This is a genomic window from Desulfobacterales bacterium, from assembly GCA_030066985.1.
GTDB lineage: Bacteria > Desulfobacterota > Desulfobacteria > Desulfobacterales > JAHEIW01 > JAHEIW01.
Genome location: JASJAN010000008.1, coordinates 59,889 through 83,162 on the forward strand (window position 1 = coordinate 59,889; position 23,274 = coordinate 83,162).

Annotated in this window: 23 protein-coding genes, 2 tRNA genes and 1 riboswitch; of the genes, 16 read left to right on the forward strand and 9 right to left on the reverse strand. The window is 48.0% G+C overall.

Annotated elements, in window-relative coordinates; genetic code table 11:
• The first annotated feature begins 525 nt into the window (after positions 1-525).
• Positions 526-604: riboswitch (cyclic di-GMP riboswitch) on the forward strand.
• Positions 605-633: 29 nt separating this feature from the next.
• Genes QNJ26_06120 through QNJ26_06140 form a run of 5 tightly spaced genes read left to right on the forward strand, consistent with a single transcriptional unit; the run spans position 634 to position 6,390 of the window.
• Positions 634-1,098 (forward strand): GspH/FimT family protein, encoded by a 465-nt coding sequence (locus QNJ26_06120; GenBank protein ID MDJ0985102.1) that lies wholly within the window; start codon positions 634-636, stop codon positions 1,096-1,098.
• Positions 1,099-1,111: 13 nt separating this feature from the next.
• Entirely contained in the window at positions 1,112-1,540 is a 429-nt protein-coding gene (locus QNJ26_06125; GenBank protein MDJ0985103.1) for a hypothetical protein, read from the forward strand.
• Positions 1,537-2,235: a hypothetical protein gene (locus QNJ26_06130; GenBank protein ID MDJ0985104.1), complete on the forward strand. Its 699-nt coding sequence runs from the start codon at positions 1,537-1,539 to the stop codon at positions 2,233-2,235. Before QNJ26_06125 ends, QNJ26_06130 begins: the two co-directional genes overlap by 4 nt.
• A 31-nt stretch (positions 2,236-2,266) precedes the next feature.
• The gene (locus QNJ26_06135; GenBank protein MDJ0985105.1) at positions 2,267-2,746 is read left to right on the forward strand and encodes a pilus assembly PilX N-terminal domain-containing protein; all 480 of its coding nucleotides are present in this window, start codon (positions 2,267-2,269) and stop codon (positions 2,744-2,746) included.
• A 23-nt stretch (positions 2,747-2,769) separates the two neighbouring features.
• Positions 2,770-6,390 (forward strand): PilC/PilY family type IV pilus protein, encoded by a 3,621-nt coding sequence (locus tag QNJ26_06140; GenBank protein ID MDJ0985106.1) that lies wholly within the window; start codon positions 2,770-2,772, stop codon positions 6,388-6,390.
• A 234-nt stretch (positions 6,391-6,624) separates the two neighbouring features.
• On the opposite strand, the gene QNJ26_06145 is transcribed toward QNJ26_06140, so the two are convergent.
• The 6 genes from QNJ26_06145 to QNJ26_06170 form a co-directional block, all read right to left on the reverse strand.
• Positions 6,625-7,662, reverse strand: coding sequence for a LysM domain-containing protein (locus QNJ26_06145; protein MDJ0985107.1), 1,038 nt, complete (start codon positions 7,660-7,662; stop codon positions 6,625-6,627).
• A gap of 204 nt (positions 7,663-7,866) precedes the next feature.
• The gene (gene groL, locus QNJ26_06150; GenBank protein MDJ0985108.1) at positions 7,867-9,522 is read right to left on the reverse strand and encodes a chaperonin GroEL; all 1,656 of its coding nucleotides are present in this window, start codon (positions 9,520-9,522) and stop codon (positions 7,867-7,869) included.
• A 38-nt stretch (positions 9,523-9,560) separates the two neighbouring features.
• Entirely contained in the window at positions 9,561-9,848 is a 288-nt protein-coding gene (gene groES / locus QNJ26_06155) for a co-chaperone GroES (GenBank protein ID MDJ0985109.1), read from the reverse strand.
• A gap of 312 nt (positions 9,849-10,160) precedes the next feature.
• Positions 10,161-10,457: a zinc ribbon domain-containing protein gene (locus QNJ26_06160; GenBank protein ID MDJ0985110.1), complete on the reverse strand. Its 297-nt coding sequence runs from the start codon at positions 10,455-10,457 to the stop codon at positions 10,161-10,163.
• 140 nt (positions 10,458-10,597) lie between these two features.
• Entirely contained in the window at positions 10,598-11,044 is a 447-nt protein-coding gene (locus QNJ26_06165) for a hypothetical protein (protein MDJ0985111.1), read from the reverse strand.
• Positions 11,045-11,258: 214 nt separating this feature from the next.
• Positions 11,259-11,762, reverse strand: coding sequence for a PilZ domain-containing protein (locus QNJ26_06170; protein ID MDJ0985112.1), 504 nt, complete (start codon positions 11,760-11,762; stop codon positions 11,259-11,261).
• Positions 11,763-11,901: 139 nt separating this feature from the next.
• On the opposite strand from QNJ26_06170, the gene QNJ26_06175 reads away from it, so the two are divergent.
• On the forward strand, positions 11,902-12,000 hold the full coding sequence (locus QNJ26_06175) for an AURKAIP1/COX24 domain-containing protein (protein ID MDJ0985113.1): 99 nt from the start codon (positions 11,902-11,904) through the stop codon (positions 11,998-12,000).
• A gap of 84 nt (positions 12,001-12,084) precedes the next feature.
• Here the strand turns inward: QNJ26_06175 and hflC are convergent, their stop codons facing one another.
• Together hflC and hflK are read right to left on the reverse strand one after the other, a co-directional pair.
• On the reverse strand, positions 12,085-13,020 hold the full coding sequence (gene hflC, locus QNJ26_06180) for a protease modulator HflC (GenBank protein ID MDJ0985114.1): 936 nt from the start codon (positions 13,018-13,020) through the stop codon (positions 12,085-12,087).
• On the reverse strand, positions 13,017-14,069 hold the full coding sequence (hflK, locus tag QNJ26_06185; GenBank protein MDJ0985115.1) for an FtsH protease activity modulator HflK: 1,053 nt from the start codon (positions 14,067-14,069) through the stop codon (positions 13,017-13,019). The genes hflC and hflK overlap by 4 nt, the downstream gene beginning before the upstream one ends.
• Positions 14,070-14,439: 370 nt before the next feature.
• On the opposite strand from hflK, the gene QNJ26_06190 reads away from it, so the two are divergent.
• The 10 genes from QNJ26_06190 (at position 14,440) to QNJ26_06235 (ending at position 21,842) form a co-directional block, all read left to right on the forward strand.
• Entirely contained in the window at positions 14,440-14,757 is a 318-nt protein-coding gene (locus tag QNJ26_06190; protein ID MDJ0985116.1) for a DUF721 domain-containing protein, read from the forward strand.
• A gap of 216 nt (positions 14,758-14,973) precedes the next feature.
• The gene (locus tag QNJ26_06195; protein ID MDJ0985117.1) at positions 14,974-15,696 is read left to right on the forward strand and encodes a tRNA1(Val) (adenine(37)-N6)-methyltransferase; all 723 of its coding nucleotides are present in this window, start codon (positions 14,974-14,976) and stop codon (positions 15,694-15,696) included.
• Between the two features lie 59 nt (positions 15,697-15,755).
• A tRNA-Ser gene (locus QNJ26_06200) sits at positions 15,756-15,847 on the forward strand.
• 108 nt (positions 15,848-15,955) lie between these two features.
• Positions 15,956-16,049 (forward strand) — tRNA-Ser (locus tag QNJ26_06205).
• 286 nt (positions 16,050-16,335) lie between these two features.
• A complete protein-coding gene (gene dnaX, locus QNJ26_06210; protein ID MDJ0985118.1) occupies positions 16,336-18,012 on the forward strand; it encodes a DNA polymerase III subunit gamma/tau in 1,677 nt (558 codons plus the stop codon).
• 261 nt (positions 18,013-18,273) lie between these two features.
• Positions 18,274-18,585, forward strand: coding sequence for a YbaB/EbfC family nucleoid-associated protein (locus QNJ26_06215; protein MDJ0985119.1), 312 nt, complete (start codon positions 18,274-18,276; stop codon positions 18,583-18,585).
• Between the two features lie 154 nt (positions 18,586-18,739).
• Positions 18,740-19,339 (forward strand): recombination mediator RecR, encoded by a 600-nt coding sequence (gene recR / locus QNJ26_06220; GenBank protein MDJ0985120.1) that lies wholly within the window; start codon positions 18,740-18,742, stop codon positions 19,337-19,339.
• Positions 19,329-19,733: a YkgJ family cysteine cluster protein gene (locus tag QNJ26_06225; protein ID MDJ0985121.1), complete on the forward strand. Its 405-nt coding sequence runs from the start codon at positions 19,329-19,331 to the stop codon at positions 19,731-19,733. Before recR ends, QNJ26_06225 begins: the two co-directional genes overlap by 11 nt.
• A gap of 13 nt (positions 19,734-19,746) precedes the next feature.
• Positions 19,747-20,532: a glutamate racemase gene (gene murI, locus QNJ26_06230; protein MDJ0985122.1), complete on the forward strand. Its 786-nt coding sequence runs from the start codon at positions 19,747-19,749 to the stop codon at positions 20,530-20,532.
• A 35-nt stretch (positions 20,533-20,567) separates the two neighbouring features.
• Entirely contained in the window at positions 20,568-21,842 is a 1,275-nt protein-coding gene (locus QNJ26_06235; GenBank protein ID MDJ0985123.1) for an ATP-binding protein, read from the forward strand.
• A 73-nt stretch (positions 21,843-21,915) separates the two neighbouring features.
• On the opposite strand, the gene QNJ26_06240 is transcribed toward QNJ26_06235, so the two are convergent.
• Positions 21,916-23,004, reverse strand: coding sequence for a mechanosensitive ion channel family protein (locus QNJ26_06240; protein MDJ0985124.1), 1,089 nt, complete (start codon positions 23,002-23,004; stop codon positions 21,916-21,918).
• Positions 23,005-23,274 lie beyond the last annotated feature (270 nt).

Sequence of the window (23,274 nt, forward strand, 5' to 3'; positions counted from 1 at the left end):
CAAAACGCATTTGCGCAGAAAAACAGAAATCATACGTGAATTACCCAAATATGAAGTATTTTTGACACCAAAATTACCCATTTTCACCGGTTTTACAGTGGCAATATTTTATATAATTTTATAACCATATGAAATTTAAATATATTTTAAATGAAATCGCTTTGGTACATTTCTTGCGAGCTTATAACATGGCCGTTTTATCGGCGTTTACCTGGGATGATGGTTGACGATTATTGTGATTGATCGGATCCTGCGGTGCAAAATGCACTTCAGCGATTCTAACGCCAATCATCTGTTGAAGATCGAGTTAAATTTATCTATTAATTCTTATTAGTTATATGGGGTTTTGTCTGACTTTTCATTGACACTTTAGTGGATTTGCGTTAATGGTTTTCCCAGAAGCGTGATGTATGGTTGATAATGGAAATTGTATCGCTCAACTGATGATGAAAGCGATGTTGCAAAATCCATAAATTGAAGCCTTCGGGGAGCCGTTATGTTCCTTTGAAGGCTTTTTCTATAAACCCGTGATAAAGCCAAATCCCGCGTAATCGGGAGACGGAAAGCCGCGGGTCCGCCGCCGGCGGACGGCCGGGTTGCCTTGGGTGTATAGGTGGTCCGGTTTTTAATATTATGCAGCGTATAAAAACCAAACATAAAACGGACGGTTTCTCACTTTTAGAACTTCTGGTGGTACTGGCCATCGTTGCGGTGGTGTCGGTGATCGTGGCGCCCAATTTTATCAGCTGGCGCAGCAACGCCAGTTTAAGGGGCGCCGCCGGTAACCTGAAAGGTGATTTGGAACTGTCCAAAGCCAAAGCCGTGCGGGAGCGCACGCCGGTAACGGTCACTTTCTTGGCGACGCATTATCAGGTGACCTACAACGATAGAGACGGCAATCTGAAAATGCTGCGCAACCGCAAACTGCCCGGAGGGGTGAGGGTCGACCTGGACAACACCAATTTTGCAGCGATGGGCGACCAGACCGAGTTTAACGATCGGGGACTGCCTCAGGCGGGCAGCGCTGTGCTGGTCAACAAAAAAGGTGAGCAGAAAACGATTGTCGTCAGCCCTTTGGGACGAATTCGAATTAAATGATACTGGAGCCAAAATGAAGCCATGGGATGTAAAAACCATCGGCCTTAAACATGCAAAAGGCTATATGTTGGTTGAGGCCCTGATTGCCATTGCCATCTTTGCCGTTGGCTTTTTGGCCATCGCCACCCTTGTGCTGTCGGTCACCCGCAACAACACGAGCGGAAATTTGTTAACCCAGGCGAATATGTTGGCCAGAGAACGGTTAGAGCAGCTGAAAAACACCCCCGACATTACCACTCTGCCTGCTGCGCAGACCACTTTCAGCGATGGCCCCTTGGACGGCAACGGCAATCCGGGTGGCATTTATACGCGCACCTGGACGGTTCAGGACCTGCTGGGTTTCGACACCTCCAGAGAAATTACCGTAACTGTCAACTGGACCCGGCGTGGCCGGGATCGCAGTGTTGTTTTGAGCACGATCACCAAGGGAAATGGGACATGATGCTACGGATCGCCAAGACATTCAAGATTAACAATACCGGTGGTCAGAAGGGTTTTACCCTGGTGGATATGTTGGTGGGGCTTGCCATGGCGTCAGTGATATTGTTTGCCGTGGTCAGCCTGTTTACGACCATGGGGCGCTCCTATACGACCCAAAATGTCGCCGCCGACGTCCAACAGGTTGCCCGCGCCGGTGTTGAGCTGATGATACAGGAAATCCGAATGGCCGGTTTTAATCCCATCGGCAGCGCTACCACCGGCATTGTCGATAATTTCGATAAGACCAGCGGTTTTCACGATACGCACGATGGCAAAATTGCATCCACAGATGCCAACAATTTTGCCTTTACAATGGATGCGGACATGGACGGCCGTATCGATCATTGTATCGACGATGACCCGGCGCAATGCGCCGAAGCGGATGACAATATTGAAAACGAGCTGGTGGCCTATCGCATCAACGCCGGTGCGCTCGAAAAATACCGCAGTGCCAGCGGCAAGTGGGAGGATTTAACCGAAGATAATGTCTCAGATTTGAGGTTCACCTATTATGATGGCAACGGCACTGTGACCACCGCGGTCGATGCCATCCGAACAGTGGAAATTTCAATGACCGTACAGCAACCCGCCGGTCATAGCGGAATGGTCAGTCGAACCTATAAAACGCGGGTTAGATGTCGCAATATCGGCCTTTAATCCTATTTAGCAGTTCTAAGGATGGTTATGTATGTCTAAAAAGTCGAGGCTATTAAAAAATGAGCGGGGCTACTTCCTGATTGTATCGACACTCATGTTGTTGGCCTTGCTGACGATTATCAGCATTGCGGCCACCAATACGGCTAACACAGAAGTCCAGGTGGCGCGCAACGATGCGATCTACCAGCGTAACCTGTATCTGGCAGAAGGTGCCGCCATGGAAGCTGTTGATCGAATTCAAAACGACACCAGCCCCCGTGAATTGGGCTTTGTCGTACCTGGGCTTAAGGTCATCGATGATGATAATTTTATGGATCATTGGGATGTTGAAGCCCAAAACACGGCATTTGACGCCACCGGCCAGACCCGATTTGTGGCCGGTTACGAAGGAACGCCGCCCGGTTTCTCCCTGGGAATGGGCCAGCCAAAGATACATGGCTTTGCCATCTATGGCCACACCGAAAAACAGGGCGTGACAACGATTAAAATCGGGTATCGTAAAGCGTTTTAACAGCAGCGATCCAGGAGAGACCCATGTTCACTAAAGACGGTCTGAATATGGATTCGAAAAACATAAGATGTCGAAGCTTATGGCGTCCTCGGATGATTGGCTTTTGCGGTTTTATAATAGCCCTCCTGCTATGGGGTGCTTTGCCGACCTACGGTGACATTGATCTGGCCGACGAGCCCTTGTTTACCAAAGTCAATCCACCTCCTACCAACCTCATGATCGTACAGGATGACTCGGGCAGCATGACCTATGAGATCCTGGTTAAGGATATGTATGATGGGCAGTTTCCCAACCCGAACAGTACCTCCACACAGGGATATTGCTATGTTTTTGATGATATGAAGGATGGTGTCAACTATAACGATGAATGGCGATATCTGGGTGAAGAAGGCCGCAAATACTGGCGCTCGCAGTGGCATGAATACAATGTGGTTTACTACAATCCCTATACCATCTATAATCCCTGGCCCGACTACAGCGGAAAATCCTTCGTGCCGGCGGATACTGAAAAGCCACTGGTTCATCCCCTGCAAACCAAAACCCTCGACCTGGATAAAAAGGCTTTTAATGTTGACGGAGTCACCATCCCCTGGGCCCACTATTTTGTCAAATCAATAGATGGCCGCGTTTATCTGATAATCATGGATGCAGACAACGAAGAGAATCTATATTATACTTTCACCACCGATGGCGGCATAGAGCCCCTTGACAAGATACAAACCCTGACGCTTGTGTCGGATCCCCCGGAAGATATCTACCGTGATTATAATTCAGATCGCCAGAATTTTGCCAATTGGTTTACCTATCACCGTCGGCGCGAATTTGTGGCCAAGGCCGCTATCGCCCGGGTCATGACAAACCCGGACTTGACCGATGTGCGTATGGGCATACTGGGGATTAACAATAAAGTCGTTGTTCCCTTAAAGCCGGTCAGAGCGGTAATCGGCGGTGAATTTAATGATGATACCGACACCCTGTTGGAAAATCTGTATGCCTACACATCCAGAGGGGGTACCCCGCTCAAACAGGGGCTTGAAAAAGTGGGTGAATATTACCAGGCCAATGATGGTACTTTGGAAGGCGTTAAAGGGGATCTCCCCTATCCGTCAGTGGGAGGTGCCTGTCAGCAAGCCTTTACCCTCGTTGTTACCGATGGCTATTACAGCGACGAAAGCCATATCTTTAAAGGCAATACAGATGGCAGTAAAGCAGATCCCTATGGGAATTGGGGTGGCGGCAGTGAGCCCTATGAGGATAAATATAAGGATTCTTTAGCGGATATTGCCATGTATTTTTACGCCGAAGATCTTCGTCCGGGACTGGAAAATCTGGTACCGACCAATAAATGGGATCAGGCTGCCCATCAGCACATGGTCACATTTGCGGTGGCTTTCGGGGTGTCGGGTACCCTCAATCACAAAGATTATGAAGATGATCGCACCAACCCGAATTACATGAAATATGTCACCAAAAAGGACCCGCCCCGCGAATATGGTGATTATGTGGTCTGGCCGGAGGTAACTGCCCCCCGGCAGGCGCAGTCAATTGATGACTTGTGGCATGCCACCGTCAATGGTCGCGGTGTGTTCGTTAATGCCGGCGATCCCGAGAAATTGGTTGAAGGGCTGCAGCAGATCATTAAAGACATCAAAAGCCGCCAGCCCACTTCAATTGCCTCGGTGTCGGTCAACGGGGATCGGCTGTTTGGCAAAATCGGACCGGACCTTTTTATATTCCAGAGCAGCTACAGCTATATCGATTACCTGTGGTTTGGAGATGTCAAAGCCTACCGGGTCAATCAAACCACCGGTGAGGTTATCGAAGATCCGATCGAATGGTCGGCGGCGGCAAAACTCCAAAGCACCCCCTGGCAAACACGCAAGATATTTACGTTTGACGGTGAAACATTTGGTCAGCAATTTGATTTTGATGACTTGACCGATGATCAGAAGGCTAAGCTGGGTGCAGACGCTGAAAACACTGTTGATTTCTTAAGCGGTAAGGATCCCGACAGCGGCGGCAACCGTGTCAATATGCTGGGCGACATTGTGCATTCATCGCCGGTGTTTATTGATGATGTGGTTTATTTTGGTGCCAATGACGGTATGCTGCACGCCCATAAGGCCAAGGACGGCACCGAGCTGTTTGCCTATGTGCCCTATCTGGTATTTGATGATCTCAAGGACCTCGCCGATTCTGACTATGACCACAAATTTTATGTAGACGCGACGCCGACCGTGCAAAAAGGTGAAAAGCTGCTGACCAGCGGCGGAGAGCAAACCCTTCTGGTGAGCGGCTTGGGCGCCGGCGGCAAGGGATATTTTGCCCTGGATGTGACCCAACCGCTAGCCATGACAAAGAGTGATGTCCTTTGGGAATTTCCAAATAAAAATTCGTCTGAGGACCATCAAAACGATATGGGGTATTCCTTCAGCAAACCGGTTATCGTGAAATCATACAGCAAGGCCCATCCCTGGATCGTCATCTTTGGCAACGGCTACAACAGTGAAAATGGAGACTCGGTTTTATTCGTCCTGAATGCTGTTAACGGTTCCGTAATCACCAAGATTATAACCGAAACGGGCCCGGACAATGGACTGTCCAGCCCCATCGCCGTGGACATTGATTTTGATGACGTGGTGGATTTTATTTATGCCGGCGATCTAAAGGGCAACCTGTGGAAGTTTGACCTGCTCAGCGATGATGCCCAAAAATGGGATGTGGCCTTTCGAAACGGCGGTCAACCGGCAGCGCTTTTTGGCGCTACCGATCCGGACGGCAAGCCCCAGCCCATCACCACCCGGCCGGATGTCATGTTTCACCCGGAAAAACACGGATTGATGGTTTGCTTTGGCACCGGGAAAATGCTGGCCAGCAGTGATATGGCGCGAACACAAGTTCAGACGCTTTACGGTATATGGGATTACGGGGACACGTTCTTTCAGGCGCCGGATAGCTGGAGTCCGGACGACAACACCGAGTTTGTGGGAGAATTTGAAAGCCGCAGTACAGACCCGGGTGTGAGAAAACTGTCCAATCCCTTCCTTTCGGAAAAGGTTAAGCTGTTGAAGCAAACCGCAGCCGATGTCGAGGTCGATTCAGAGGGCGCGAAAATTACGGTTCGAATTCTGTCAGCAGAAAAACCGCTTTGGCGCACCAAAGCCGATCCAAACGGCGATGGCCAGTTCCCAAATCCCTCAGACAGCCAGGTCAATGATGTGGGCTGGTATCTAGACTTAGACGTGAATACAGGCGAACGGATCGTCAGTGATGTTATCCTGCGGGACGGCATTCTAATTGCCATTGGTTTTATCCCTTCACAAGGTGACTGCAAATCGGGGGGCGATTCGATGTTTATGGAGCTCGACGCCTTTACGGGTGGAACCATTGGCGCCATTCAGTTTGATCTGCATGAAGATGGTATTGTGGGTGAAGACGATTTGGTCGAAGTCGACATCGATGGCAAAAAGGTCAAAATCCCGCCATCCGGCAAAAAACTGACGGGACTTTTACAGCCGCCGGCCATTGTTCAACTGAATGAAACAACCGAAAAGAAATATTTAAGTTCATCCAGTGGTGGTATCGTGGAAATTGCTGAAAAAACAGCCAAAACCGGTATCGCTTACTGGATGGAACTCCGCTAATATCCAACCGTGTTTAAATAAGCGTTAGGCACCTGAAGATTGCAAACGTCTTTCAGCGCAAGCTGAAAGACGTTTTTTTTGCGTGAGCAACGAAAGGCGGACAATGATGTTGCTGAAGACTGTGCACCGGTTGCCGTCAAACGGCACCGGTGTGATAGGCGAAGACTCCAGCCGGTAATGGCTTAGAATATGCATTCTTGGCCACCTGAGGTGGGTTGGGATGTCTATTTTCAGCTATTCGGACGGAGAACGTATTTTTGAGCCCGGCTCAAACTCTCTGTCCGCACTGGTAACGATCACCGTGGCGGTTGTATCTTCGGTATGAAGGACCAGCAACTCGGCAAATTCCACCGGCAGCAGCAGTGTGCGCGCTCTGCTTTTTGGGTGAATTCGTTCTGCTACCCGGTAGTAGACATTATAGAATTGTCCGCGTTGAACCCCATCTTTTTTGCCTTTATCGATAAAGACGATCATGTGGTCGCCGATGAGCCGATTGTGATCCTCGGCCCGCACAACTTTGCCCTCCAGATCTTTGGGGCTTGATTTGATCACCACGTCCGGCAAGCGCCGAAAGTAGGGCATCAGCTGATCTTCAAGGTGGATCGGACGATAGGACTCAATGACCGACGCAATGGCATAGGCGGGTTGAACCTGATTAATTTCCACCACTCCGGTCAATACGTGCTGGATGCCAATGTATGCGCCAGTGTGTATGTCCCTGAGCGGCGGCAATGTGCGAAAAACAGTGAAACGCTGGCCGGGCACCAGGCGGCCATTACCCTCCGGCCGGATATAGACAACATCCTCAGAGTTAATCATCTCTTTAGATTCCAGCACCTTAAATATGGCACCGTGGGAAGTGATGGGTTCCCGACGCACAAAACCCACGCGATCCACGGCGGTGTAGTTATAGTGGATGAGATCCTCCAGGGTGGGGGGTGGCACCGGCGGTTTTTTGCCGGTTCCCGGTTTGCCGGTGGCCTGAGACCCGGTGCGTCGATACAACCGGATGCGCTCGCCGGGAAAGATGCGGTGCGGGTTGGCGATCTGATCGTTTTCACGCCACATTTCCGGCCACAGCCAAGCAGAATCGGAAAATTTACGGCTTAGATCCCATAAGGTATCCCCTTTTTGGACGGTGTAATAAAAACCGGTTTCATGATTGACCACATTTTGCCCATCGGCTGCTACAAGCGCAAATGGCATGAGAAGGAACACAAAAAGGAAGATCGAGAGCCACATTTTGATTCTTGAGGGTATTTTAAAATTCATCAGACACTCCACGGGGTTTTTAGTTTTAGGGTCTCAGTAAAAGGTAACTTATTTATAATAAGATTACCTGATTATGGCCAATTCGTCAAATTTTTTTGACCCTGGCGATGGCGTCCGCGCAACAAAAAAGCTCTCACAGCACAGATGCCTGCCGTGAGAGCTTTCATTTTTTTGTTGATGGGACTTAAATCGGCAAATCGTCGGTTACATCATTCCGCCCATGCCGCCCATTCCACCCATACCGCCCATTCCACCGCCGCCGCCGGGCATGGGCTCGGGTTTTTCTTCCGGTTTTTCAGCCACCATTGCCTGGGTGGTCAGCATCAAAGATGCCACACTAGCGGCATTTTGCAGGGCCAGACGCACCACTTTGGTGGGATCAATCACACCGGCCTTCATCAGATCTTCATAGGTGTCCGTGTCGGCATTGTAGCCAAAAGATCCTTTACCGCCTTTGACCTTGTCGATGACCACTGAGCCTTCCAGGCCGGCATTGTTGGCGATTTGGCGCAGCGGTTCTTCAACGGCGCGCATGATCACTTTTACACCCAGTTTTTGATCCGCTTTAATTTTCATCTTTGACAATGCTTCCAGACAGCGAGCCAATGCAACACCACCGCCGGGAACGATACCTTCCTCAACCGCGGCGCGAGTGGCGTTCAATGCGTCTTCAACCCGGGCTTTTTTCTCTTTCATTTCCGTTTCGGTGGCAGCGCCAACATTAATGACCGCAACACCACCGATGAGCTTGGCCAGGCGCTCTTGCAATTTTTCACGATCGTAATCCGAAGTGGTCTCATCAATTTGGGCCCTAATTTGTTTGACGCGACCCTCGAGTGCCGAACGGGAACCGGCGCCGTCAACAATCGTGGTATTGTCTTTATCAATAGTGATTCTTTTGGCATTACCCAGATCTGAAACCGCCAAATTTTCCAGTTTAATACCCAAATCTTCCGATACCACCTGGCCGCCGGTCAAAATTGCGATATCTTCGAGCATGGCTTTGCGCCGATCACCAAATCCGGGGGCTTTCACAGCGGCTACTTGAAGGGTTCCGCGCAATTTGTTGACCACCAGCGTTGCCAGGGCTTCACCATCGACATCTTCAGCAATTATCATGAGCGGTTTGCCCATTTTGGCAACCTGCTCCAGGATGGGCAACAGATCTTTCATGTTGCTGATCTTTTTCTCATTGATCAAAATGTAGGGATCTTCTAATGAGGTAACCATTTTTTCCGGATCGGTCACAAAATAGGGTGATAAATAGCCCCGGTCAAATTGCATGCCTTCAACGACTTCCAACGTCGTTTCCATGCTCTTGGCCTCTTCCACCGTAATAACACCCTCTTTGCCGACTTTGTTCATGGCTTCGGCGATAATGTTGCCGATGGTTTCATCATTATTGGCCGAGATGGTTCCGACCTGGGCAATTTCGCGTTGGTCCTTGGTGGTTTTGCTCAGTTTTTGAAGCTCCTTGACCGCCGTTTCCACTGCTGCATCAACGCCTCTTTTGATCGACATCGGGTTGTTGCCGGCCGCAACGAGCTTTTGGCCTTCCTCATAAATTGAACGTGCCAGAACGGTGGCCGTTGTTGTCCCATCACCGGCCATATCACTGGTTTTACTGGCCACTTCCTTAACCATCTGAGCGCCCATGTTTTCAAACTTGTCTTCAAGTTCAATTTCTTTGGCCACGGTCACACCGTCTTTGGTGACTGTCGGGGATCCCCAGGATTTATCCAGAACCACGTTGCGGCCTTTGGGGCCCAACGTGACAACCACGGCGTCTGACAGGGTTCTTACGCCGTTGAGCATGAGTTCGCGGGCTTTCATGTCATACTTAATCAGTTTTGCAGTCATCTTTATTTAACCTCCATCGTAATACTCAAAATTATTCGTTAGCCGATAACGCCAAGCACGTCATCTTCGCGCATGATTAGATATTCCTCGCCTTCAATTTTAACTTCTGTGCCGGAATATTTACCAAATAGAATTCGATCACCCTTCTTGACTTCAAGGGCAATGCGTTTACCTTTTTCATCAAGCTTGCCGTTTCCCACAGCCACCACTTTGCCTTCAGCCGGTTTTTCCTTGGCGGTATCGGGGATGATGATTCCTCCCTTGGTCGTTTCCTCTTCTCGCACACGTTGAACTAAAATTCGGTCTTGCAATGGTCTCAGTTTCATAATCTTGAATCTCCTTGTCAAATAGCATTTATCTATAATTCCAGGTGCTAAAACTTTTAAACCTTATAACGTAATTCCCCTTATCTGTTCCGGGTAGAAACGTCACCTCCCTTCCAGCTGGTCTTTTTCTAAGCTAAGATGCGGTTTTTAATTTTCAAGAAAGGGTGTTATTCTGTTGGATTCACAGTCAGTTACGCTGGATTTCTTGACATAATAATCACCCTTTCGTGTTTGTAAAGAGGGCGGGCCTTAATTTTTTTATATTTTTTTGATGGATGTTCACATGCTGATGGTAAGCTAAATTAATGTGGTTCAGGTGGCCGAGTTTTCACGGGATGCCTTGGATTCCTTGCTTGATGAGGATGATTGCGCGGTCTGCGATCTTTTTTCTTTATTCGATTTTTTGGCAGCTGAGCTGTTGGTTTTTGATTTTTTCGCATAATCGGTGACGTACCAGCCGGTGCCCTTGAGATGAAAACTGCTCTGGGAAATCAGCTTGTGCAGTTTGCCACCGCAATGCTGACATTTTGTCAGCGGCTTGTCTGAAAATTTCTGAAAAATTTCCTCTACTTTTGAACACTTCGCACATTCATATTCGTAAATTGGCATCTTCCTGCAACCTCCACAATCGTGTTATTGATCTAACGTTTTATTATATTGAACGAACCTGCTGCATGTCAATAGGGCTTTTGGCGGCTCCGGCGGAACAACCGGATTTAAACAAAGCGTGCGTTCACAGCAAAGTTTGATTAGCGCTTGTGCATACCTTCTATCGGTTGGCGCCATTTGCGGTAAAATTCAAGAACTGGCATCAAACCCGTCACCTGCACCTGATTTAAGATTTGATGGGTATTTGCATGCACACGTTTTTCTTCATCCAGCTTTTCGGTCGGCGATGCATCAAAATTTTGCAAAAATTTACTAAACCGCACAATGTGGATTAATTCATGGGTAATAATGTACAAACAAAAGGGATAAAGCGTAATGGACGGTGTCTTGTCCAGTACGGATTTAATCGCGTGATCTTGCAGGCATATCTTAAAATAATCAAATACACCGGACCCCAAAGCCGTATCCTTGCGCTGGCCTTCATAGCGGACAATTTGAGCAAATGGGCCGTCAACTATTTCTTCGGGCGCAAGATCCACCAATGTTTTGACATCATATTTGGGGCGCAGCCATTCACTTGCAGACATCTTGAAGTGATTGCTGACAAGCTCCTCTGACATCGACACAACATTGTTAACGACGGCAATCTCCGCTGAGGAAAATGTTTTCAGATGATGCATGTCGGTTATATTTTGGTCGCATGGGTTAGCATTCGCTGGATCGTCGCGGCCAGACACATATGTCACGCATTTTATCTTAGGTGCGCCGGTATGAGTGCTATCAGCGGGGTGATCATCGTTGTTAGCCGGCGTCCGTATCACCTTGTATTTGTTGGTAGGCGATGGCTTCTTCTAAACGATTGCGTGCGGCAGCGGTGTTTTGGACAAACTTGATGCCCATTCCCCGATGGATGACTTTATCTTGCGGCACATTCATATTCGACCATACAACTTCTGCATTGAGCGCAAAGGTCTCCTGATGCGGAACGTCTATGTAAAGCCGAAGTTTTTGATTTAAAGATATCGGCTCCTGGCAGATAATAAATGCCCCCCCGAGGCTGATATCTTTCAAACGGACTTTAATGGAGCTTTGGCCGATTTCCAATGCAGCCGACCAGGATATTTCCAGCCTCGGGTGCTGGCGCTTTTCCCTGGCGCGCTTTATTTCAGCGCTGTTAACGATCTGCGTCGATTGATCGGCACTCAATCTTTTTTTGATAAACGTATGAAAAAACCAAAAAATAATCAGGCCGATAAATAACGCCGCCCCGATACCAATGCTGGTTATAATAATGCTGCTATCCATATCGCCTGGTACACCACTATAGCATAAGCCGTTTTTATTTTCCAATTCCAAAAAAATGTAGACAGCCGACAATTGGGTATGTTATGTAACTCATTTATGATTGCAACACCGAATCAAACCTTAAGAGGGAGGTAGACCATTGGGTAGTGTCGTCAAAAAACGCAGAAAGAAAATGAGAAAGCACAAACATCGCAAGCTGCTGGCCAAGACGCGTCACCAAAGACGAAAAGGCAAGTAACGCATCCAGCGTCGTTTCTTGATCTTCTTTATCAACCACAAAGCACCGCGCTTTGCAAGGCGGTGCTTTTTTATGCGCTTGTGCTTAAAATCCTTTCAGGTATTTTAAGAATTCAGAATCAGTTGAAAGGATCAGTGAACTATTTTGCCCCAGGGTTTCGCGGTATATTTCAAGCGTTTGAACAAAAGAGTAGAACTCAGGATCCTTGCCGTATGCTTCCGCGTAAATGATCGTTGCTTCAGCATCGGCATCGCCCTTAATTTCCTGGGCTGTTTTAAAAGCCTCGGATTCTATTTCCTGTAAATCCCTTTCTTTTTCACCCAGAATTTTTTGAGCCTCACCCTTACCCTCAGATCGGAACTTTTCAGCAATCTGGTTTCGCTCAGCAATCATACGCCCATAGACCGATTTTCTGACCTCCTCCACATAGTTGATACGCTTAATTTTAACATCCACCAGCTCAATGCCAAAAGGTGTCAATTTCGGCTGGGCCTGTTTTAAGATGCCCTGAGTGATTTCTTGGCGCCCCACTTCGATTTGAAAATAAACCCGAGTTCTACGCACGGAATCATCGAAGCCAACATCCCCGGTATCCAACTCGCGGTTGGAACTGCGCACAGCCTCTATTAGTTGATGAGAGGTAACAAAATTCCGAACGGCCGGGTCGATAATGTCATTGAGTTTGCCGACGGCGTTAAAGCGGTTGTTGACGGTCTGAAAGAATTTGATCGGGTCCACTATTTTCCAGCGGGCAAAGGTGTCCACCCAGATAAAGGTTTTATCCAAGGTCGGAATCTGGCCTGGATCGCCATCCCACTCCAGCAAGTTTTTATTGAAATAATTGGCGGTCTGAATAAACGGAAGCTTAAATTTTAGACCCGGATCTGTTTTGGGCTCACCCACAATGCGGCCGAATTGAGTGACAACCACTTGTTCGGTTTCATCGACCGTATAAGCGGCGCCATAAATGATCAAGCCAATGATAGCCACAGGAATCAGAAATATACTTTTGTTTTTCATTTTTCACCACTGCTTTGCTGTCCGACGTTAAACGATTGCCCCATGTTGAGTAGCGGCAACAGATTTTTTTGATCAGAATCGACGATATACTTTTTGCCAAGGTTTGGAAATGTTTGTTGGATCGTCTCCAGATACAGCCGTCGCTTGGTAATGTCTTTGGCGTTGACGTACTCATTGTACAGCGCAACAAATCGGGCGGCATTTCCCTTGGCGCGGTTCACACGGTTCAAGGCATAGCCTTCAGCAGCCTTGATTGTTCTTTCGGCTTCACCGCGAGCGGCCGGGATGGCCTTATTGTAGTCTTCTCTGGCCTGATAGATCATTTGTTCTTTTTCCTGTACAGCCTGGTTAACCTCATTAAATGACGGCTGCACTGGCGGGGGGACATTGGTTTTTTTCATTTCGATGGTCACTATATGGATGCCGGTTTGGGCTTGGTCCAACTCAGCTTGCAACAACCCTTTGGCCTCAACCGCAATTTCGTCCCGTTTGCTGATAACCTCACTAACACTGCGATCACCTACCACCAGCCGCATAGTAGCCTCGGACATGTCGCGCAATATACGGCGGACATCTCGAACCTTGAACAAAAAGTCAAACGGATTTTTTACACGGAATTGAACAATCCAGGGCACAATGGCCACATTTAGATCCCCGGTAAGCATCAGCGCTTCACCTGTATTTTCAGTACCCGTCCTAAATCGAGAGGGCCGCACTTGCGGGGCGGTGGTGGTAAAACCGAATTCTTCTGTTTGGATCTCGCGCACGTTGACTTTGGTGACCTTTTCGATTCCAAGCGGCAGCTTAAAATTAAGGCCCGGCTGAGTGGTGCGCGTATAGCGACCAAATAGCTGCACCACACCAACTTCGTTTTGCTTGACAGTATAAACCGACGTTATGGCCAGGGCGGCAATGATAATGACGATGATCACCAGAGGGCCGCCCGGGAATTTGACTTTTTTGATCTTTTCAACAAATTCATCCATCTGCGGCGGCACGCCGCCTCGGCCCTGTTGCTGCTGTTTTAGTTTTTCCCAATCCCAACTCATATGATTGTTCCTTTGCTAAATTTGTCTGGCATAAGACAGCACTCACTATAACTTGTATCGAAAAACAGTTTTAGGTGACTGCGACCTTATGCCGGTTTGTGATTTCTTCTCTGGCAAGGAAACGGTTGCAAATTCTAAAAATTCTTAGATAAAATAAGTTACCCGGTCAATCAAGTCAAGCAAAAAGCAATCAGAAGAGTACAGCTGCTGCGAAGATAAATTTTGTACTTTACTCAACAAATGTGGAATTTAATGGCACTCGGCAATCATTGATCCGGAAGGGGTCGGTCGATAGGGCAACCGGCTAATCCGTATTGCGGCTTTGTTTGGGGTTCAACAATGGTCAAAATTTTGCTATAGTTTGGCCACGATGAACGACAAAGATAAGCGAACTGATCCTGTTCATATCGCAAATATCCTTGAAAATGTCTTAAGTGCCTACCGCAGCGAAGCTGATTCCGGGCTTAAGGCAGTTTGGCGGCTGTGGGATGCGGCGGTGGGGGAAGCGATTGCCCAAAATGCCCGTCCGGCAGCTTTTAAAGGCGACCTTCTGATTGTGCATGTCAACAACTCGACCTGGGTCCACCAGCTACAATTCTTGAAAAAGGACATCATCGCCGCCCTCAATGCAGCACTGGAACAACCACTACTGGTGGACATCAAATTCAAAATCGGACCTATAAAATAAATCAAAACAGACATTTGTTCAGGTGATGTTGGTTTCAGGGCTCAAAGAACAGAAGATGCCAAGATGGCTCCTGGCTGCTGATCACGACTCTGTTGCCCTTGGCCACGAGCTCGGGCCGAAGGGCTTGTCGCAGGCTGGCTTCTGGCGAGCAGCCAGCAGCGAGAAACCAGCGGCCAGTAAACCCGAAACCCGATCGAATTTACCTTAGTTAAGACGATGCCCAAGCTAACCGAAGATACGTTTTTTAACGGCAAACTGCTCATAGAGCAAGACCCCCGGGGGTATCGATTTTCGATTGACGCTATTTTGCTCGCTTCTCATGCCAGGCCGCGTGCAGATGAGCGTGTCCTCGATCTGGGAACCGGTTGTGGTATTGTTCCTCTGATTTTAGCGTATCGTCACCCGGATATTACCGCTTTTGGCGTTGAAATTCAGCCAGAGTTGGCCCGCATGGCCGTTTCGAATGTCAACGCCAACCAGCTGCAAAATCGAATTACAATTCTATGCAATGATATGCGGGAATTAAAACCAGACATGCTGGGCGGGCCGGTGGACCTGGTGGTCTGTAATCCGCCCTACCATAAACCGAACGCCGGTCGGTTAAATCCAAATCGGCAGCGCGCCATTGCGCGACACGAATTAAAAGTTAACCTGGATGTCGTACTGCAAACAGTCAAACGCATCCTGCGGACCGCAGGTCGTTTTGTGACCATCTATACAGCAGATCGCACAACCGAGTTGTTGGTGCAAATGCGGTCACAAGGGATTGAGCCAAAGTCGATGCGGTTGATTCATGGAGAGTTATCGGCTGAAGCAAAGCTTATTTTGGTTGCCGGGACCAAAGGTGCTCAACCCGGCACCCGACTTGAGGCGCCCTTGATTCTTTACGAGTCGAACGGGGAATATACCCAGGAAGTGCAGGCTATGTTCATGCCTTGACAGTCTGTTTTAAAGAGGTTATTCAGTACTTTTTATGTTTTGATAAACCTTTTCAGGTCGGAAGGGTGGCCGAGCGGTTTAAGGCGGCGGCCTCGAAAGCCGTTGAGGGTCTTGTGGCCCTCCGTGAGTTCGAATCTCACCCCTTCCGCCAGCTTCGTTATTTGTTAATGGTTATTGGTTTTTCGTTAGCCTAAAAAATAGAATATACGGTTTCGTTCCCAATAACCAATAACCAGTAACCAATAACTTGTTAAAATGCGGAGAGATGTCCGAGCTGGCTGAAGGAGCACGACTGGAAATCGTGTGTGCTGTCAAAAGCGGCACCGAGGGTTCGAATCCCTCTCTCTCCGCCATTTTAGTTTACGAAGCCAATTGGGGCGAAATTCATTCAAGATAATTGTTTCAGATATTATCGTCTCAGATGTCAATCAACTGGTTCAAATGTTCAGCGTTCAAAGGTTCAGAGGTTAAATAACAGAAGACAGAGGCCATAGGTCAGAAGACGGAGAACATAGAACAAAAAAATGCCCCTATGTTCATTTTTGACTCTTGCATCTAACAACTGTTTGCTGTCACCTATCAACACAGAACCCAGAACGGGGAACCCTGAACCTTGGAACCTTAAACAGGCACTTCACGATGTCCTATCTTGTTCTGGCGCGCAAATATCGTCCCCAGGCATTCGACCAGGTTGTCGAGCAGGACCATGTGACCCGCACACTGAGCAATGCGATCTCATCTGATCGGGTTGCCCATGCCGTGCTTTTTTCCGGACCGCGGGGGACCGGCAAGACCACCGCCGCCCGGATACTGGCCAAAGCAATGAACTGTCAGTCCGGCTCGCGTCCCATCCCCTGCAACGAATGCCGATCATGTGGTGAAATCACATCCGGCAATGCGGTGGACGTTTTCGAAATTGACGGGGCCTCCAATAACAGCGTCGATCAGATCAGAGAACTGCGGGACCATATCAAGTATATGCCCGCCCACAGCACGTATAAAATTTATATAATTGATGAGGTCCACATGCTCAGCATGCAGGCCTTCAACGCCCTACTCAAGACCTTAGAAGAACCGCCGTCTCACGTCATGTTCATATTTGCCACGACTGAGCCGCAAAAAATCCCGACAACCATTTTATCGCGCTGCCAGCGCCATGATTTTAAGCGCATCAGTTTAAAAGCCATCATTGCTCATATGAAAACCATATGCCAACAGGAACATTTTCAGATACCGGAAGAGAGCTTGGTGCTGATTGCGCGCGAAGCCACGGGTAGCATGCGGGATGCGCTGAGCCTGCTAGACCAGGTGATATCTTGCTTTAAAGGCGCGGTCGACCACGGACAGGTATTGGATATATTGGGTGTTATGGATCGGAAATTTGTTTTCGATTTAAGCACCACCATTCTGCAGGGAGATATCGGTGCTATTCTAAACACTCTTGATGACTGTTACAGCCGGGGTCATGATCTTAAAAAGTTATACGAGGAGGTCCTCGAGCATTTCCGACATTTGTTGATCGTTAAAATGGGGCAAAATGTCGCAAAGCTGGTTGATCTTCCCAGCGCTGAAATCGAACAAATGGTTGCCCAGACAGAAACGGTAACCGCTGCTGGTTTAAACCAGGTGCTGGATGATCTTTTCCGAGAGCAAGCGTCTATCCGGCTTGCCACCGATACCAAACTGGCCTTTGAAATGGCCGTCATCCGAATCGTTCAAATGAGACCGGCTTTGCCGATAGATGAACTGATTGATAAGCTAGATAACCTCAGACAGGAAGTTTACAAAACGGCTGACGACCGGCGTCCGGCTCAGCAATCAGCTGAAGGCAGCAGATCACATTCCAACAAGCAGCGACCAGGTGACCCGGATGCGATGGCAGGACCGCAGGCGCATCAGGCCGTGCCAGAACCGCCAGAGGCCATTGCGCAACCTGCATCAGATCTTAAAACAACCTGGCGTCAACTCTATGATATTGTGTGCAAAGAAAATCCTTCTTTGGGGGCAAATTTGGCAAAATGCCGCTTAAAACAGGTGTCTGACGATGCCATCGAAATAGAGGTCTTTGACAATGGCTTTACTCTAAACATGCTCAAACGCGACAAAAACAAGGCGCTTTTGAAGAAGATTTGCACTGATTATTTTGGCACTGAAAAAAAAGTGGCATTAACTGCCTCTGCTGAATCTGAAGCGCAAAGCCCAAAAAAAAAATCCCAAAATGAGCAGCGCCAGAAGCAAAAGGCATTAAGCCATCCACTGGTAGCAGACGCCATTGAAATTTTTAATGGTAAGCTGATCGATATAAAAATACGGTAAGTCAAATTTTTAAAAATTATCAAAAAAAACATTGCTGTAGCCGGATAATTTTTTCTACAATTCCGTTAACTGCGTATCCTAAATGGATAGGCGTACAGCAACGAATTTAAACCCAGTACACCCGCACCGGTTTTGATCCTGGCATACTGCTGTTTTTGTGCGGATGCCCCAAAAATCTTTCTGTTGCTTTAGGATCGACGGTGATCGGGATCCGAATGAAAAAAATCGCTGATCGTGTATCAGGCATTAGGAGGTAACGTGATGAAAGGTATGGGCAATATGATGAAGCAGGCCCAAAAGCTTCAATCGCAGATGATGAAGCTGCAGGATGAGATGGCCGAAAAGACCTTAGAGACCACTGCTGGAGGCGGTATGGTGAAAGTTGTTGCCAACGGCAAACAGCAAATTGTATCTATCCAGATCGAAAAAGAGGTCGTTGACCCAGAAGATGTCGAGATGCTGCAGGACCTGGTATTAGCCGCTGTTAACGAGGCGTTGGCCAAATCCCAGGAAATGGTAGCTGCAGAAATGAGCAAATTAACCGGTGGCTTGAACATACCGGGAATTATGTAATGCGGGCGCACATATCGAGAGCCGTGTTGCGAGTGCTCTCGATCCAAGTCGCAACGCGTAACCCGCACTGTGCGTGCCCAGACGCTGGCTTTTGATATAAGCCAGGTTAGATGGCAACAAACAGCAACATCTTTTCAAAAGGTGAACGCAATATATGAGTCATTACCCGCCTTCGATCATCAATCTCATCCAGCGTATCGCCAAATTGCCTGGAATTGGAGAAAAAACCGCCGAACGGTTGGCCATGCACATCCTGCGCTCGCCCCGCACGGAAGTTGAAAAACTCTCCAACAGTATCACTACGGCCAAAAATAAAATTCGCTTGTGCAAACAATGCTTTGGTCTCAGTGACGATGATATCTGTCAAATCTGTTCAAATCCTGCCAGGGATGCCGCTATCCTATGTGTGGTTGAACAGCCGGCCGACATGGTGGCCATGGAAAAATCAGGCGCATTTAATGGGCGCTATCATATTTTGGCGGGCGTGCTGTCTCCGATGAACGGCATCGGGCCTGAAGATATTCGCTTGGGCGAATTGATTGCCAAAATTGAAGGCGGACAGGTCAAAGAAGTGGTGCTGGCCACCAGTACCACCGTTGAAGGTGAAGCCACGGCTGCTTATATCAAAGAGCGCCTGGTAACTTATGCCATAAAGGTAACTCGAATTGCCTCCGGAGTGCCGATTGGCGGCGACCTGAAATATGTGGATCAGGTGACCCTTAGAAAAGCGATGGAGAAGCGCCATGACATCTGATGAGCTGACCCCCGATGATATTTTCGATTGTCAGCGCTGTGGCGATTGCTGCAAAGGATATGGCGGCACCTACCTTACTGAAGCAGATATTGATCGTATCTGTCGATATCTGGGTATAAATCCTGAGCGGTTTATAAAGGATGCCTGCCAGTTATCCGGAGGACAACCCGTCATCGCGCAGGCTGAAAATGGCTATTGTATCTTGTGGGACCAGCAGTGCACGATTCATCCGGTGAAACCCCAAATGTGCCGGCGCTGGCCGTTTATCGAAAGTATACGTATTGATGCCGGAAACTGGCATGCCATGGCGTCCACTTGTCCCGGTATGCGTGTCGATGTCAGCGATGATCAGATTCATAAATGCATCGATGCCGTTATAAAAAAATCTCCTTGAATGTCCCTTCATTATGATTGGCATATTTGATTCAGGTGTCGGTGGCTTAACCGTTGTCAAGGCCATCCTGGATAAAATTCCGGGATATGATATCGTTTATTTTGGCGATACCGCCCATACACCTTATGGCACCAAGAGTGCTGAAACGGTGATCGGCTATACCATTAGCAACATAGAATTCCTTTTGCGCCAGGGCGCCAAGATTGTCGTCATTGCCTGCAATACCGCATCCAGTGTTGCCACTGCGCAAGTACTCGAACAATTTAAAGTGCCCATTTTCGAAGTCATCACGCCTGCCGTCACAAAAGCCCTTGACGCATCGGCAAATCAGACGTTTGGCATCATTGGCACCCGCGCAACGATCACCAGTGGCGTCTATGAAAAGAAAATCATCAAAAACCAGCCCAAGGCCCGGATCTATTCCGTTGCCTGCCCATTGCTGGTCCCTTTGGTCGAAGAGGGGTGGCTTAGTAAACGCGAGACGGCGATGATCGTCAAAAAATACCTGCAACCGCTTAAAACCCGGCAGATTGACACGTTGATTCTAGGCTGTACGCACTATCCACTTCTTAAAGATGTCATTCAGCGTAAAATCGGCAAACACGTTCAATTAATCGATTCTTCAATCTGCATTTCTCAGAGCCTTCAACGATTTTTAGCGGATCATCACGATATCGATCAACAACTGGGCCGAAACGGCAACTTGTTACTTTTCGTATCTGATGTAACCGAGCAATTTAAAAAAATAGCCCAAATGACATTGAAAACCCGCATCACCTTTGAATGCGTCAGATTATAGCGTTTCTGACGCAGTATAGATCTAAAAGAGCGCCAATGAAGGATCAGGAAAAAACGAGACAACAGCTTATACGGGAGTTGATGGTACTGCGTGCACAGGCAGGGCAATTAGCATCGCAGCATCGACATACCAAACAGGCTCTAAGAGAAAGCCAGCAGCAGTTACAGCAGGCGCAAAAAATGGAAACACTGGGGACCCTGGTCGCCGGGGTTGCCCATGAAATTAACAACCCCATCAACCTCATTATGTATAATTTGCCGCTCATTCAGAAAATTTGGTCCGATTTTTTACCGCTTTTAATTGAACGCAAAAAAGATTATCCAGACCAGAAGTTTGGTGGATTTACCTACGACTTTCTGGAAGACAATTTATCCCAGTTGGTGGGAGACATGGATATGGCTGCGAATCGGGTGGCCAAAATCGTATCTGATCTTAAAAATTTTTCTAAACAGTCAAATGTGGCTGAAAAATCTTCCCTGCAGGTCAATACGGCCGTTAAAAACGCCCTGCGTCTGGCCCAGACGACCCTGCGGAAATCCGACGTCAAAATTGAGTTGCAGCTGGATGACAATCTGCCGGAGATAGAAGGCAATCTGCAAAGTATTGAACAAGTTATCTTAAATATTCTCATCAACGCCGTACAAGCCATTCATCATGATAATGGCATCATCCGAATTCGCACAGGATTTGAAATGAAAAGCGGGCGCATCCTGATTGCCATCGGTGATAATGGCCGTGGCATATCGCCGGCGATCGTCGATAGGTTATTTTTACCATTTGTTACCGATAAGCAGGAACAGGGGGGGACAGGTCTGGGCCTATCCGTCACCTATGGCCTCGTGCAGGCACATGGCGGTGACATTGCATTTGATACCCGGCCGGCGGAGGGGACAACGTTTACCATTTCGTTGCCGATCCTTCGAAAAAGTGATGCGGCCAAAATTCTGATTGTCGATGATGATCATACGATACGATCAATGCTCACCGAGGCCCTTGCCTTGAATAGACCCAGGCCGTTCTTAATTGAAGAGGCCTCTAACGGGATAGAAGCTTCAATAAAACTGGGTACCTATCGCCCGGATCTTCTGATACTGGATATTTTCATGCCTGAAATGGACGGTCTTGAAGTTTGCCGTCTCATTAAAAATGAACCCGAGCTTTCGGATATGAAAGTGCTGATTTCAACAGGCTACCCGGATCACACCAAGCTGGATATTATGGCCAAATTGGGTTTTGAAAACGTGATTTATAAGCCCTTTGATCTGGTGGAATTTGTCAACAGAGTTGAGTCGATTCTGGCAGGTGATTGAATCGATTGATGCCCTTTTGTCTAATACGACCGCCAGTGGTCAGTAACAACACCAGGCACCTCATTTGTCATTGTTAAGCGGTTTTTTGGATGATATGAACATCGCGTTTGGGGTAGGGGATTTCAATGCCTGCCGCATCAAACCCTTCTTTGACGGCGTCGGTAATATGGGAAATTGTGTTCATCCGCTGCCGGGCATCCTGGATCCAAACCCGCAATTGTAGGTCCACCGAAGACTCGCCAAAATTTCGAACCACAACCTTTGCAGGTGGTTCTTGTGATACCCACTCGGTTTCATTGGCAACCTGCAGAATAATGTCTTTGGCTTTCTGCAAATCGGCATCATAAGCAATACCAATATTGATGCGAACCCTGATTTTTTCAGAAATGTGGGTATAATTGATGATATCCCGCAGCATAATTTCATTGTTGGGGATGATAATGACGATATTGTCGGTGGTTTTAATCTTAGTGGCGCGCAGTCCGATATCGATCACGTCGCCCCAGGTGGCACTGCCGGTTGGTGCTCTCCAGACCTCAATGCGATCACCCACCTCAAACGGTCGATCAATGATCAGTAAAATGCCGGCGATCAGGTTTGACAGCGTATCTTTGGCTGCAAAGCCGACAGCCACACCGGCTACCCCGGCGCCTGCAATAAATGGCACGACATTGACGCCCAGCATATCGAGGGCAATAATGATGGCCACGGTGTAAACGATAAAGTCGGAAAATCGAATCAGTAAATCAAAGACAATATCATCAATTTTGCTATCGGTTTTATGGGCCACCCGTGCCTGCAAATAGCGGATGGTGACGATCAAGAAATTTTTAACCGGCCCGGCAAACAGAATAACGAACAGGGCATAAAATATTTTAGCGACGAATGGAAGTTTAAATACGGCGATCAGGTAGGTGCCGGTTAACAACACCAGCGTGTAGAAAAGGGCTTTGCGAAAGATTTTAAAAAGCGCCTCCTGAATGTCAATCAGGTTGATTTTTTGCATGCGCTTTTCAATAAAAGACAACAACAGCCGCATGATAAACCACACGATAAAAAAAGCGACCAGTGTTAGGGACACCTTCAATGCGATCTTCAGATAGGGGGCTTCTAAACCAAAAGCGGTTTCAAGTTTGGTAAACCAGTTGTTCAGTTGCTCCATGATGCACCTTTACTCCCACGTGCTATAAGCGTGCTTGCGTTTGGGTTGCGCTACCAATTGTCTGTCCATTTAAAAAAACGATGAATATCATCGCACCACCGCCACCGGACACAGTAATCAGCGGGCCATTTCAGTGAAATTGATATAGGGGCGGGGGCGCTTATTCGCGCAATCATTGACATTCAATGGCGCTACAAACAGCGGCCGAAGCGGCAAAATGCCCCTAGCCTTCAGTAAGGAATGATCTGAATGTTGACTCAAAATGAAATT